Consider the following 13,552-nt stretch of genomic DNA (forward strand, 5'->3'; position numbering starts at 1 on the left):
CGCACCGGCGGCGGGCGGGGCAGGGCGAGACCGGTTATGGAGGCCGATTACGGAGGCCGATTACGGAGGCCGGTTATGAATGAATCGGCGATGAATCGGACGGCTTGGGTTTCTCTTCCGCCTCGGCCTCCTGCCGGGCCTTGCCGTCCCCGAGGACGTTCGGGTTGGTCTCGGGAGCGGCCGCCACGGCGAACACGGTGACCAGGCCCATGCCGATGAGGAACAGTGCGATCGGCCAGGACGCGCCCGACCAGGCGAGCAGCGCGGTGGCGACGATGGGGGAGAACCCGCCGACGATCATCGACGCCAGCTCATGCCCCAGGGCGAGCCCGCTGTAGGCCACCCGGCTGGCGAAAAGTTCGGTGAAGAACGCCGGCTGGGTACCGATCATCGCCCCGTGGCCGATCACGACCGCCACGAAGATCGCCACGAAGATCAGCACCGGATTGCGCGAGTCGAACAACGCGAAGAACGGATACGCCCAGACGATCACCGCGATCGCGCCCCCGATATACACCGGTCGGCGTCCGATGCGGTCGGAGAGCGCCCCGAACATGGGCATCGCGAACGACTCGAACAGCATCCCCACCACGAGCGCGGCCAGCACCACGCCCTTGCCCACTCCGATCTCGGACGCGTAGGAGAGGCTGAAGGTGAGGAAGAGGTAACTCGCACCGGTTTCGGCGACCCGCGCGCCGAAGGCGATCAGGATGGACTTGGGGTGGGTGCGGATGACGTCGAGAAGCGGCGGGGTGGACTTCTTCGGCTCCGACTCCTTCTCCTGGAACGCGGGTGTCTCCATGATCCGGAGCCGGATCAGCAGTCCGACGGCGGTGAGCAGGATGCCGACCACGAATGGAATGCGCCATCCCCAGGCGAGGAAGGACTCCTTGGTGGTCACCTCCTGGGCCAGCGCGTAGGCGGCGGCGGAGAGGACGAACCCGAGCCCCACGCCGGTCTGGCTCCAGGCCGAGTAGAAGCCGCGGCGGTGGCTCGGCGCGTGTTCGCTGACGATCAGCACCCCGCCGCCCCACTCGCCGCCGACGGCGATGCCCTGCACGATCCGCAGCGCCACCAGCAGCACCGGCGCCCAGACCCCGACGGTGGCGTAGGTGGGCAGCAGGCCGATCAGACAGGTCGCCACGCCCATGATCACCAGGGTGGTCACCAGCATCGACTTTCGGCCGATCCGGTCCCCGAAGTGCCCGAAGATGATGCCGCCCAACGGCCGGGCGAGGAACCCCACCGCGTTGGTGCCGAAGGCGGCGATCGTCCCCACCAGCGGATTGAAGGTCGGGAAGAACAGGGTGTTGAACACGAGCGCGGCGGCCGTGCCATAGAGGAAGAAGTCGTACCACTCCAATGCGCTACCGAACAAACTTGCGATCGCTGCCTTGCGTACTTCGCTCGGGGTGCCCTTCACGTCTGCCATGTCGGCTCTCCAATGGCCGCTTCGGATGGGATCAAGACCTGCGGCTCGGTTGTGTTCGGGGATTGTTCGCCGCTGATTCTCATGGCGGGAATGGCGACGTTCCGCTCACCGGGACACTGCGCGAACCGGCGGTCTTCGGCCGCTCGGGAGAGCTGCACCCGTACGCCTCTTACGCGTCCCACGTTCGTGGGATTTGCATACTTTCATGCCTTACTCTCCGCTTCGCCTGGTCACGCTTTCACGGTGTCGGTCCCGTCCAGGGGCCCGTGACGAAGGAGAAGACACACATGCGTGGAAGGCTCGTCATCGCTGCCGCGGCATTGACCATGGCGCTGACACCAGGCGTCGCGTCGGCGACACAGGGCGGCGACGACCAGACGACCGGCTCTTACAGCGCCGAGGCGACCATGTCGCAAGGCTCCGAGGGGACCATGTCGCAGAGCGCCGAGGGGACCATGGCCCAGAGCGCCGAGGGGACCGGGTCCCAAGGCTCCAAGGCGACCGAGTCTCAGAGCTCCGAGGCGACAGACTCCCAGGGCTCCGGGGCGACCGGCTCCCAGAGCTCCGGGGCCGCCGGTTCCCAGTCGGACGCGACCGCTTCCCAAGAAGCACCCCGCCCCGGCGAGGGTGTGCCCGGCTACGAGGTGGTCACCCTGCCCAATGAGAACGTCCCGAACTTCCAGCGGCGCACGGTGTACTGCCCGCCGGGGAAGAAGGTCATCGGCGGCGGTGCCGAGGCCCGGGGCGACACCGCCATCCTCGTCGGCAGCTTCCCCACCAATGACGCACGGGGCTGGATCGGGCTGGGCCGCCAGACCTCCACCGACAACGTGGGCATCAGCGTCTTCGCGATCTGCGCCAACGTCTGATCGTTCATGCAAGACACGCGTTCCCCCGTAGGCGTCGCAGGCGATGAAGAAGCCCCCTCCGGATGCACCGGGAGGGGGCTGTGCCCTGGTAGGGGCGGCAGTGGCTGGGGCCGGGGTCGAACCGGCGACCTTCCGCTTTTCAGGCCGTGCCGGTGCCCGGCTGGGCCCGGTCGTGGGTGCCTGGGGGTGCTTAGTTGACCGTGGTTGTCTGCTGCTGTTGGCGTACGGGTTGGCGTATGACGTCAGACTGAGTGCGGATCCCTGAGCGCCTCGCCTGCAGCCCAGACGAAATCTGTATACGCGCTGATCAGCAGGCCGTCGGCCGCCCGAAACCCTGACTGTTCAGCAGTGCTTGTTGTTGTTTCATCGCTCACTGCTTCGTGCCAGAGGTGAGCCGCGTTCACGAGCCGGTGACACTTACGGAGAAGGTCGAACCCCAGTCCGGAAAGCTCTCGGGGGCCCCAGAGCCTCGGTTTGGCGTTCTACTGGCGTCGGGACGACCAGCACGGTGGTGCGCCAATGCGGCCTGCGGTCGTCGGAAGTCTCACTTACGTCACACAGGTGATGCGGCACGCTGGGGAGGCACTGGGCCGGGACCTACGGTCCCTCGCCGCAGAGCTGGCCCGTCTTGCGGGCCGGGCTGGGCGTATTTCGATGCCTGTCAGTACAGCACGGCACGTATCTACTTCAGCCAGGCCCTTAGCCTCTCGCGGGAGCAGGAAGATCGTCTCTTCGTGGCCAATGTGCTGTCCTGCATGAGCCTGCAGGCCACCTATGTGGCCATCGACCGTTCCCGCGACTCCTTCGAATGCGCACGCGGCCGGACGGACGAGGCGCCCTCCTGGGTGCGCTATTTCGACGAGACCAAGCTCATCGTCGACACCGGAATCGCCCTGGCCCGACTTGGCGAGGCACCACGGGCCGAACCTCTCATCGCCGAGGGACTGCGCCGGGAAACATCCGGACAGCAGCGCGGACGGGCTCTCCACGCCTTCTGGCTCGCCAGCACCCAGCTCGAGCAGGGCAAGCTCGGCGACGCATGTCACAGCGCCGGACTCGCACTCGAGCTGAACACCGTGATCGACTTTCCCCGGGTCGCTGGGCATGTCCATGAATTCCACCGCCGTCTGGCTCCGTACGCCCGTGAGGCACCGGTGATCAGGTTCGAGCAGCGGATGCGAGAGTCACTTGGCTAGGTGCTGTGACCGCATAGGTTCGCCGGGTTGGTCGTCGTGGCGGTTGGATGTGCGGTGACGTCCGATCCGACCGCTGGAGGCGCGGTGGCCGAGCCTGTCCGTGTGCGCAGGCTGACCGACCAGGAGGGGCAGCGGCTGCAGCAGATCTTGCGCCGGGGCAGCACCAACTCGGTGCGCTATCGGCGCGCGATGATGCTGCTGGCCTCGGCCGGCGGGAATCGGGTGCCGGTGATCGCCCAGCTGGTGGCGGCCGACGAGGACACCGTGCGCGATGTGATCCACCGGTTCAACGAGATCGGCCTGGCCTGCCTGGACCCTCGGTGGGTGGGAGGCCGTCCCCGCCTGCTCAGCGATGACGACGAGGACTTCGTCGTCCAGGCGGGCACCACCCGCCCCACCAAGCTCGGCCAGCCTTTCACTCGCTGGTCGCTACGCAAACTCGTCGCCTACCTGCGCACAGTCCACGGCCGAGTGATCCGTATCGGCCGCGAGGCGTTACGCGGCCTGCTCGCCCGCCGTGGAGCCACCTTCCAGCGCACCAAGACCTGGAAGGAATCCACCGACCCCGACCGCGAGGCGAAGCTGGACCGGATCGAGCACGTCCTGGACCGTTTCCCCGACCGGGTCTTCGCGTTCGACGAGTTCGGCCCACTCGGGATCCGGCCCACCGCAGGCTCGGGCCGGGCCGAACGGAAACACTCCGACCGGGTGCCGGCCACCTACCACCGCACCCATGGAGTCCGGTACTTCCACGGCTGCTACTCGGTCGGCGACGACATGTTGTGGGGCGTCAACCGCCGCAAGAAAGGTGCCGCGAACACGCTGGCCGCGCTCAAGTCGATCCGCGCCGCCCGGCCCGACGGCGTCCCCAGCTACGTGATCCTGGACAACCTGTCCGCCCACAAAGGCACCGACATCCGCCGCTGGGCTACAAAGCACAAGGTCGAGCTGTGCTTCACCCCGACCTACGCCTCTTGGGCCAACCCCATCGAGGCCCACTTCGGACCGCTGAGGCAGTTCACCATCGCCAACTCCAACCACCCCAACCACACCGTGCAGACACGAGCCCTGCACGCCTATCTACGCTGGCGCAACGCCAACGCCCGCCACCGCGACGTCCTGGACGCCGAACGCAAGGAACGCGCCCGCATCCGAAGCGAGAAGGGCATCCGTTGGGGCGGACGCCCCCTCAACACCGCAGCCTGACCAACCGCGAACTTACACAGCCACAGCGCATCATCGGTCCGCTCGTGGCCAAGCGCGGACGACCGAAGTGTTGTGAAGATGATCTCGGCTGGGCAGACCCGGAGCCCCGAACGGGGCCGGTTCAGGAGAAGGACGGCGCCAGAGGAGAATGACTCAAGAGGCGGACGGCTCGATCTCCCCCGCGAAGACGATGACCTGGTCGATGAGGCTCCGCCGCAGATGGACGACGTCCGTTCCCGCCAGGCGGGGGCCTCCATCCGGCGTCGTGAAGACCCACTGGTACCGGGCCCACTCGCCCGGCATGTCCACCGCCGAACAGCGCACCATCGTGCCGGTCCCCGCGGGGTGGCGCCGGATGTCCAGCACGAACCGCTCGACCGCCTCGATCCCCTCACTGCGGCCCAACGGTCCCCAGAAGACCACGTCCGAGGTTAGGGCCTGGGAGAGCAGCGCAGTCACATAGCTGTCGTCCGAGGCGTTGAACGCGGAGATGAACGTGTCGATCGCGGACCGTGCGGTCTCTTCCTGCATGCACCAGTAATACCAGTCGCCGCGCGGACCGCGCTCGTCCCGTGAGCCGTCTCCCGACCACGGTGAACCATCCCGGTCACAGCACTAGCCGGCGCTCTTGGTCGCCTCGTCCAGCAGCAGATACAGCAGGCCGACCAGGCTGCCGCTGCTGACGATCTCGCGGCGGTCGATCATCCCCCTTATCTCCGAGAGGGGGATCCACTCGATCCGGTCCGATTCGTTCAGCTCTGTCGGCGGCCCGGTGTAGGTGGCCCCATCGGCGCGGAAGACATGGTGCTCGGAGTCGGTGATCCCGTTCGCAGGCTGTGCGTACACCAGGGGCTTCATCGCCTCGACCTGCCAGCCGGTCTCTTCTTCGACCTCGCGGGCGGCGGCCCGCTCCGGGGTCTCGCCGGGCTCGATGAGCCCCATGGGCAGTTCCCAGCCCCAGGCGTCGGTGATGAACCGGTGGCGCCACATCATCAGGACGCGCTTGTGATCATCGACCACGGCGGCGACGGCGAGGTGCCGCATGCGTACGACATGGTGTTCCCAACGGCGGCCGTCCGGCTGCTGTACGTCGACGAGCCACAGGTTGACCCAAGGGTTGCTGTAGATCTGCCGTTCGCCATGGACGGTCCACCGCATGAGCCCACTCCCCTTCGTCGACGCGGTGCCAGCTTCACTCCCTGGGCCCGCGCTCTTACGGTGCGTACCAGAGCTGTAAGACATCGCCGCTGTGCCAACGAAAAGGCCCCCTCCGGACGGACCGGGAGGGGGCTTTGCCCTGGTCGGGCTGCGGTGGCTGGGGCCGGGGTCGAACCGGCGACCTTCCGCTTTTCAGGCGAGCTGGGGGACCCTACCGCTCGGGGCCGAGTCAGGCTGATTGAGCGTCAAGGTGCGTGCATGTGAGCCGTTGTTTGTGGACGTTGATGTCAGTGTTGATGTCAGGTGACGCTTGCTGCCAGCGTCTCCATGGAGGTCACCACCGCGACAGCTCCAGCCGCGGACAGAGCATCTGCCTTGCCCGGCTTGTTGGCGTACCCGATCGTCTTCATGTCGGCCGCGTGGGCGGCCTCGACGTCCCGGACCGCATCCCCGATGAACACGCATTCGCCAGGTTTCGCGTCAGCCGCGCGCATGGCTGCGATGAGGAGTTCCGGCGAAGGCTTCATCGACTCTGGACGACCGGCGGTACGACCGAAAGTGCCCGCGACCAGGTCGCGGAGCCCGTGATCGGATAGGTACCGGTCGATGGCCGCTGTTGCGTTGTTGCTGACCACCCACACCGAGCGGCCGGTAGCGGTGCAGGCTTCCATGAAGGCGACGCCCCCCGGCGTAGGTCGGGCCCGCTCAACGGCCTCGACTTCTAGTTGGGTGAGGTGCGAGTCCGCTGCTGAGACCAGGTCTTCCCGGGTCTCAGCGATACGGCGGAGCATCGCCAAGGGGTCGGATTCCTCGTGCCCCGGTGGTGGACCGTCGGGGCCGCCCAGGAGTGCAACCAGACTTCGGGCGACGTCACCGGCGGAGAAGCCCGCGAAGACCGAGCACACTGGGCCGTCGAAGTCGAGTAGCACGTGCCGTACGGGGGCCAGGGTTCCATCGAGGGTCTCGGGTGCCATGATCATGCCTCGCGTTCGTAGGCGATTGTGTCCCAGATGCTCTCGAACCACTTCGTGGCCTGCTGAACGTACTGCGATCCCATCGACTCTCCGTCAGGACCGGCAGCGTGGTGGAAGAGTGTCGTGTCCTTGCCGGTGATGTCGAAGAACGTACGGGCTTCCCCCTCGACCGTGAGAGTGCGCTCTCGCAGCGGATAGAAGCCGAAGAACACGTCACGGTGATTCAGGACGTAGAGCTTGAAGAGTGACGTCGCACGGTAGACCTTGACCTCCACTGTCGCCTTCTCGACGAGGCCGAGTTCGGCCAGCACCTCGACCGAGTGCTTTATACCGGCCGCGTGCGTCAGAGCGATGTCCCGGGCGCGATTGCGAAGGGCTGGGTCGTCCGCGAGGCCGTCCACGAGCGTGGGCACCGCCATGGGGGCTGTGGTGTCCGGCAGGAGCAGCCGGACCATGATCGACTCGGGGCGGAGTCGCCCGGCGCGGATCTTGTCGAGTGGTTCTTGCATCGCGCCGTGCAGCGTCTCGCTGCTGAACCCCGCGAAGTCCACCGTCACGTGCGGATCTGCGAATGCCATTTCGAGGTGGGGGCGCAGGCCGACAGGTCGTTCCGTGCGCTCCCGCACAAAGGAGCCGGACCCCTTGCGGGTCACGATCAGTCCTTCGTCCCTCAGCAAGTCCAGCGCCTTGGTCACCGTCCCGCGGGCTACCTCGAACCGCTTGGCCAGGTCCGGGCCTGACGGCAACTGCGTTCCGGGCTCGAACTTCCTTGTGAGGATTTCCGCTCGTAGAACGCTGCTGACCTGCATGTACGGCGGTCGGTCGTCGTTCGGGTCAAGGCTCATCCCGCCATGGTAAGGCACCTGCCCAGCCTAGGCGAGCTACCCATCCTGGTTGACCTGCCTAAGCAGGTTGGCTATGTTGAACACGTCGCCACCGAGCAAGACCGGAGGCGGCCCGGAGGGCCTTCTTTGGGCTGCTCCGACGCACGAATAGGGGCCCGGGACAGAGCGGGCCGAGGGACCCGGACCCCTGGTCAACCGGAGGGCACAGACCGAAAGGTCACGTCTCTGCCTGAAACGGGAGCTCGTGTTCCCGAAGGAGACGACGCACAACCAGCCCCGGCATCTCGCCGTGAGGGCGCCGGATCGAATCCGGCCCGGGGCACTCCACCCGTGAACGGCGTGCGGCCCCGGTGCTCGAACACCGGGGCCGCTGTTTCGGGCCGTTCCAACCGTTGAGAGGAACCACGACCCATGAAGCACATCGGTGCACTTCAGGCGGTTGTTACCGCTGACCTGTCCGACCGCGAGCCGACCGCCGCGGAGCTGGACGCCATTGCGTACGAGACGCCGCTCATCGAGGCGGAAGTCGAGTTGCTGGACGTGCGGATCAGCCTGCTGGACCGGCCCGCGTCCGAGCTGGACGCACGCCGTTTGCGGCGGGCTCGCCGTAAGGTGCTGGCCGCCCGGCTGGAGCTGACCAACCAGGTCGCTCCGGTGACGGGGGTGGGGGCGTGAACGACGCGTTGACGCTCGATGAGCTGGCCGTGCCGCTGCGGGCGCTGCGCCTGCTGGCTGCGGACTTCGGGCACCTGCCCGCACCGCACGCGCACGTGTCCACCATCTACCCGAACCAGTTGGAGCTGTCGTTTCACGACGGCCTGACTGACTTCGAGGCATGGCGTGATGCCCTGGGCATCGCTCCGGACGCGGTGGAGTGCCGTGAGCAGGGCGGCGGCCAAACCCGTGCCCTGTCCCTGACCACCGACTACGCGGGTGCCGAGCTGCTCCTGGTCGCCTACGGCGATGTCCTCGCCCCGGCTACGGCCGCGGGGAGGGACGCCCGATGAACGGCAGGTCCGCCCTGCCGCGGGCTCAGATCGCCGCGTTGAACCGGCTTCAGTCGGGGCTGACGACGGTCCTGGTGCTGGTGGCCTTGGTGGCGCTGGCGTTCACCGCGACCAACGTCACGATGTTCGCCATCCAGCACGAGGTATCGCCGTGGATCGCGTGGCTGTTGGACCCCATGGTTGCGGTCGCGCTCGGGGCCGTTCTGATCGTGGATGGCCGGTTGTCGGAGTACGGCGTGAACCCCTCCGGCTGGGCCTCGGGGCTGCGCTGGTTCGCCGGTCTGGGCACCTGGGTCATGAACTGCTGGGGCTCGCTGTGGCCGGAGGGGAGCGCGTTCGGCGTTCCTCGTCAGGTGGATCCGGCGGGGCTGGTGCTCCACTCCATCCCCCCTGTCCTCCTGATCGTTCTGGCCGAAGCGATCACCCACTACCGGCGCGCGATCCTCGGCAAAATCGCGGAACTGCGCGCTGAGGTGGAAACGGTGGACGCCCTGGTGGAATCCGCCCCTGTCCCCCCGGTGTCCACCCCGGCCACCGCACCCCCCGCACCTGCCCCGGCTCCCGCGCCGGTACCGGCGGTGGTAGAGCCGTCGCCGCTGGTCATCTGTGGTGACAGCCGGGTGTATGAGCTCACCGTCCCCCCGGTGTCCACCCCGGCCACCGCACCCCCCGCACCTGCCCCGGCTCCCGCGCCGGTACCGGCGGTGGTAGAGCCGTCGCCGCTGGTCATCTGTGGTGACAGCCGGGTGTATGAGCTCACCGTCCCCCCGGTGTCCACCCCGGCCACCGCACCCCCCGCACCTGCCCCGGCTCCCGCGCCGGTACCGGCGGTGGTAGAGCCGTCGCCGCTGGTCATCTGTGGTGACAGCCGGGTGTATGAGCTCACCGTCCCCCCGGTTTCCACCTCGGCTGAGGACGAGGCCGTGGAGTCGGAGAAGCTGCCCGCGGAGGAGGCGCTGCGCGTCATCCGCGTGTGCTGGATGAGGGGGGAGACGATCACGGAGGCGGCCCGGAAGTCCACCCGTTCCACCTCCTACGTCCACAAGATCTACCAGCGTCTCCGGGACCAGGGATCCGCCCCCGAGCGGGCCGAGTGGAACAACGCCGTTACCGATTCTCGTCAGCCTGACGTAACGGCGGTGGCGGTCTGATGTCCCCGGCGTTCGGCAAGTGCTACGACCCCTCCGGCGCCCGCTACGGCATCCCCACCTTCCCGTGGCAGTTCGCCCCGGATGGGCTGGCCACGAGGCGCCAGTTACGGGCCCGCGGACTACGTCCCGGCGGGCAGCCGATACAGGCACAGATCATGCGAGCCAACCGCCGTGCCGGTGGGACGCAGGTCGCGTTCTTGTACCGGCTGGACCAGGCCAAGCCGGTGCGGCCGATGACTGTCGCGAAGTCCGCGGCGCTCGCCGCGGCGATGCTCACCCGCCGCACCTGCCCCGCCTGCCGGACCGATGCCGGGTACTGCATCCCGACCTCGCTCGGCCTGTGCGTCCCCTGCGCCTTCCCCGAGGAACAGCGCGCCGCCTAACCCACTCCACTGCAGTCCTGTTGAGGGAGATTCGCTGTGTCCAGCCGTACCCGTGCCCGCACCGTGAAGACGGCGGCGGGCGTCACCACCGTTCGTATCCCGCGTCAGCGTGGGCGCCGCTCCGATCCGTTCGTGGTCGTGGTGCCCGAACGTCCGACCCTGACCCGCCTGGCCCTGGACGCCGCGGCGCGGTGGTTGTGGAAGCACCGCCGCGCCCTCGCCCCGCTCACCCTCGGCCTGCTGGCCTTCCCCATCACCGCGCTCCTGCACGTGCTGGCCTGGTGGTCCGCCCTCGTGCTCGCCCCCGCCGCGGTGGTCCCGGCGCTGTGGCTGGCCATCGCGCAGCGCCGTCGCCCTGCCGCCGATGGCACGGTGTGGGGCTGGCGCATAGCCGCGGCCCTGCTCGGCACCTCCGGGATCGCCTGGGCCGCCTCGGCTGCGGGGTTCGGTCCGCTGGCCGGTCCGCTCGAGCTGTGGTGGCTGCTGAACCTGATCGCCGCACAGACCACTTGGCTCATCGTCCGCCGCACCGCCAACTGACTTAAGGGGACCGTCTGATGGCTCAGCACACCAATGGCCAGCGCCCGCACCGGCCCACCAACGGCCGCGCGGACAACGGCAAGCCCAACAAGTTCGCCAACGCGGGCGCTGCCGCGGGCGGGTTCGTCGGCGCGATGGGCGGCTCGTTCGTCCCGCCGATCAACGTCACGGTCAACAACAACCGCAACAAGACCCACGCCAACGGCTCTCGTCCGCACTCCGAAGCCCTGCTGCCTTCCCCGGAGTTCACCTCCCCGGCGCAGGTGCGGTTCTACTGCAACAGCATCCGTGCAGCGGCCGTCACGCTCTCCATCGAGGTGGCCATGGGCGCCGAGATCCTCAAGGGCGTGCTCAGCGCGGTGCCGGACCCCGAGGGCAAGACGTTCGGCTCGCGCATCCGGGCGCAGAAGGTGGCCCGGAAGATGCAGAAGTCCGCGGATGCGCTGCGGGATGCGGCCAAGAACGCCGCGGCTGCCTACTCCACGTTCCAGCAGCAGTACGAGGAAGAGATCAGCCGCGTCCGTCACCGTGCCCGGAAGCCTCAGCAGCCGCGTATGGACTTCACCCAGCAGTAAGAAGGAGGTGCGGCCATGGCCCGCAGCAACAGGGTGACCGCCTACAACGACGACGGCACCATGAACGGCTACATCATGGACCCGCGCGGCGGGTCGGGCGGGGGCAGCATCAGCGGATACCTGCTGCACCGCGTCAAGCCCCACCTCCCCCCGTGGCTCGGCATCGCCGCCACCGGCGTGGCCGGGGCCCTCGGACACGAGCGGTGGGCCAACAGTGCCGGGGCCGGGGTCGGCCTGACCCTGGCGTCCGTAGCCCTGACCGGCACCACCTGGTGGGTCGGCCGCACCACCGGCAAACAGCGCCGTCTCCACTCAGCCATCACGGTGGCCGCGGGGTCGGCCTGGCTCACGGCCGCCTGCCTGGCCGGACCGACCACCGGCCCGATCGATGACCTCTACCTCATGGGTGGGCCTGGTGTGGCGCTGTCGTGGAACGTGCGCATGGCCATGCGCCGCACCGACACCGACGCGGAAGGCTCCAGCGGGGATAAGGGTCTGCTGGAGAAGGTCGGTTTGGCGCGGGCGCAGATCGGGGCCGCGAAGGTGGAGCCGAACCGCGTCACTGCCCCGATCGCTGGGGCGGCCGGGGAGCACACCCACGATGATGTGACGAAGGCGCTGGCTCACATCGCCTCCGCGCTGGACCTGCCGACGTCGGCCGTGCGGTACACGCCCGATGCCGACTCGGCACGGCGCGGCGAGCTGGTGATCGTGCCGGAGGACATGCTGGCCGAGACGGTCGAGTGGGAAGGCCCGTCCGACCTGGGCGGTTCGATCGCCGATCCGCTGGTCATCGGCCGCTACGACGACGGCGCCCCGCTGATGCTGTGGCTGCCCGGTGACCCGAGTCCGGAGGTCAAGCGGAACTCCACGCACCTGCTGATCGCGGGCGGCACCGGCTCCGGCAAGGGCGACGCGGCACTGAACCTGCTCACGGAGATTCTCTCCCGCCGCGATGTGCTGGTGTGGTTGTCCGATCCGAAGGCGTTCCAGGACTTCGGGCCGCTGCGTCCCGGTCTGGACTGGGGCGTGGAGGGCGGCCCCGACACCGAGGTCATGGTGGAGGGCGTCAAGGCAGCCATCCCGGCCCGGACACGCTGGCTCGGTGCCCACAGCTACCGGCAGTGGGTCCCGGAGTGCGCGCAGGTGCAGGACAGCCCGGAGCACACCTGCCGCCCGGATGGCCGCGCGTGCGGCTGCCCCGGGATGCCGTTCCTGGTGGCCTGGATGGAGGAGGCCGCGAACACTCTGCGCGCGCTGGGGGATGACGCGTTCACCGGCATCGCGCAGGAGGCCCGTTCTGCCGGCATCTCTTTGGTGGTCTCGCTCCAGCGGCCGAGCTATGACCAGATGAGCACCAGCACCCGCGCCTCCCTGCCCTCCGTGCTCGCCCTCGGGTGCGACCCGCGCGATGAGGGGTTCTCCCTGCCGGATTCGGTGCTGGACGCAGGTGCCCACCCGGGCGCGTGGGGCAACCGGCGCCCCGGGTACTGCTACCTGGTCTCGCCCGGTGTCCCGGAGGACCGGTACCCCTCTCCGGGCCGTACGCGGGCGTTCAGCCACCGCGCGGTCTCGCTCATGGAGGTGCTGGCTTCCTGGGCGCAGCGCAACGGCGCCACCGCCGACCCCATCACCGCGGGCGCAGCCTCCGGGGTCGCTGGACGGCTCTACACCGGCCGCACCACCCCCGGCCACGACCAGGCTGTGGCACCGGACACCGTGGAGGAGGAGGGCGACATGGAGTACGGGCTGTTGGTGGACCCCGAGGACGCCGACATTGACCCCGAGGCCGAGCTGCCCGAGCCGGAGCAGGGCGATGACGCCCCGATCTTCGGGCAGGACACCGGTCGCAAGCCCTCCCCGGCCGAGGCGCGTGAGCTCTTCGCCCGCGCGCTGGAGGAGTTCGAGGAAGAGGGCCGGATGGTCGTGGGTCCGAAGGACTTCACGGACTGGTGCGACCGGAACAACCTCTCCCGCCCGTGGGTGTCCGCGCGGCTGAAGGAGGCCGCGATGGAGGGCCGGTTGGAGCCGACCAACACGACCGGCCGGTGGCGCATCGTCCCCGCCCTGACGGCCGCCTGACGCCTGACACCGTCACGGCCGCCTGACACCCAAACCCCTAGGCAAACCCGCTGTCAGAAACGCGTGACACCCCCCGCGTGACACCCGTGACACCCGAGCCTGACACCCGATGCGCGGGCCCGCGCCACCCCTCG

At 68.6% G+C, this 13,552-nt stretch carries 15 protein-coding genes; 10 read left to right on the top strand and 5 right to left on the bottom strand.

The genetic code is table 11. The annotated features are described in order from the left end of the window. Positions 1–73 precede the first annotated feature (73 nt). Positions 74–1,432, bottom strand: a complete 1,359-nt coding sequence (locus CGL27_RS26050; RefSeq protein ID WP_078642652.1) for an MFS transporter — start codon at positions 1,430–1,432, stop codon at positions 74–76. Between the two features lie 287 nt (positions 1,433–1,719). Between CGL27_RS26050 and CGL27_RS52260 the strand changes: the two genes are divergently transcribed. The 3 genes from CGL27_RS52260 to CGL27_RS26065 all read left to right on the top strand — a co-directional run bounded on the left by CGL27_RS52260 (position 1,720) and on the right by CGL27_RS26065 (position 4,703). Next, the gene (locus CGL27_RS52260; RefSeq protein ID WP_240450636.1) at positions 1,720–2,301 is read left to right on the top strand and encodes a hypothetical protein; all 582 of its coding nucleotides are present in this window, start codon (positions 1,720–1,722) and stop codon (positions 2,299–2,301) included. A 734-nt stretch (positions 2,302–3,035) separates the two neighbouring features. Continuing rightward, complete coding sequence (locus tag CGL27_RS52265; protein ID WP_240450637.1) at positions 3,036–3,497, top strand: hypothetical protein; 462 nt, start codon at positions 3,036–3,038, stop codon at positions 3,495–3,497. Positions 3,498–3,581: 84 nt separating this feature from the next. Further along, positions 3,582–4,703, top strand: coding sequence for an IS630 family transposase (locus CGL27_RS26065; protein ID WP_240450638.1), 1,122 nt, complete (start codon positions 3,582–3,584; stop codon positions 4,701–4,703). A 153-nt stretch (positions 4,704–4,856) separates the two neighbouring features. Here CGL27_RS26065 and CGL27_RS51075 read toward each other — a convergent pair whose 3' ends face one another. From CGL27_RS51075 to CGL27_RS26080, 4 genes are all read right to left on the bottom strand, one after another. Further along, complete coding sequence (locus CGL27_RS51075; RefSeq protein ID WP_018088611.1) at positions 4,857–5,234, bottom strand: nuclear transport factor 2 family protein; 378 nt, start codon at positions 5,232–5,234, stop codon at positions 4,857–4,859. Positions 5,235–5,318: 84 nt separating this feature from the next. Beyond that, positions 5,319–5,861 (bottom strand): NUDIX hydrolase, encoded by a 543-nt coding sequence (locus CGL27_RS26070; protein ID WP_078642653.1) that lies wholly within the window; start codon positions 5,859–5,861, stop codon positions 5,319–5,321. Between the two features lie 299 nt (positions 5,862–6,160). Beyond that, positions 6,161–6,841: an HAD-IA family hydrolase gene (locus tag CGL27_RS26075; protein ID WP_240450639.1), complete on the bottom strand. Its 681-nt coding sequence runs from the start codon at positions 6,839–6,841 to the stop codon at positions 6,161–6,163. Next, positions 6,838–7,680, bottom strand: a complete 843-nt coding sequence (locus CGL27_RS26080) for a GntR family transcriptional regulator (protein WP_119990377.1) — start codon at positions 7,678–7,680, stop codon at positions 6,838–6,840. Before CGL27_RS26080 ends, CGL27_RS26075 begins: the two co-directional genes overlap by 4 nt. A gap of 411 nt (positions 7,681–8,091) precedes the next feature. Between CGL27_RS26080 and CGL27_RS26085 the strand changes: the two genes are divergently transcribed. Genes CGL27_RS26085 through traB form a run of 7 tightly spaced genes read left to right on the top strand, consistent with a single transcriptional unit; the run spans position 8,092 to position 13,418 of the window. After that, positions 8,092–8,355, top strand: coding sequence for a DUF6284 family protein (locus tag CGL27_RS26085; protein WP_119990379.1), 264 nt, complete (start codon positions 8,092–8,094; stop codon positions 8,353–8,355). Then, positions 8,352–8,687, top strand: a complete 336-nt coding sequence (locus CGL27_RS26090; protein ID WP_119990381.1) for a hypothetical protein — start codon at positions 8,352–8,354, stop codon at positions 8,685–8,687. The genes CGL27_RS26085 and CGL27_RS26090 overlap by 4 nt, the downstream gene beginning before the upstream one ends. After that, the gene (locus CGL27_RS51080; RefSeq protein WP_205587754.1) at positions 8,684–9,838 is read left to right on the top strand and encodes a hypothetical protein; all 1,155 of its coding nucleotides are present in this window, start codon (positions 8,684–8,686) and stop codon (positions 9,836–9,838) included. The genes CGL27_RS26090 and CGL27_RS51080 overlap by 4 nt, the downstream gene beginning before the upstream one ends. Beyond that, a complete protein-coding gene (locus CGL27_RS26100) occupies positions 9,838–10,221 on the top strand; it encodes an RRQRL motif-containing zinc-binding protein (protein WP_119990383.1) in 384 nt (127 codons plus the stop codon). Before CGL27_RS51080 ends, CGL27_RS26100 begins: the two co-directional genes overlap by 1 nt. Positions 10,222–10,257: 36 nt before the next feature. Continuing rightward, entirely contained in the window at positions 10,258–10,761 is a 504-nt protein-coding gene (locus CGL27_RS26105; RefSeq protein ID WP_119990384.1) for a hypothetical protein, read from the top strand. Positions 10,762–10,778: 17 nt separating this feature from the next. Beyond that, positions 10,779–11,336, top strand: a complete 558-nt coding sequence (gene traA / locus CGL27_RS26110; protein ID WP_119990386.1) for a plasmid transfer protein TraA — start codon at positions 10,779–10,781, stop codon at positions 11,334–11,336. A 60-nt stretch (positions 11,337–11,396) separates the two neighbouring features. Continuing rightward, the gene (traB, locus tag CGL27_RS26115; RefSeq protein ID WP_119994554.1) at positions 11,397–13,418 is read left to right on the top strand and encodes a plasmid transfer protein TraB; all 2,022 of its coding nucleotides are present in this window, start codon (positions 11,397–11,399) and stop codon (positions 13,416–13,418) included. The last annotated feature ends 134 nt before the right edge of the window (positions 13,419–13,552 follow it).

Source organism: Streptomyces sp. 11-1-2 (genome assembly GCF_003595545.1).
GTDB classification, from domain to species: domain Bacteria; phylum Actinomycetota; class Actinomycetes; order Streptomycetales; family Streptomycetaceae; genus Streptomyces; species Streptomyces hygroscopicus_B.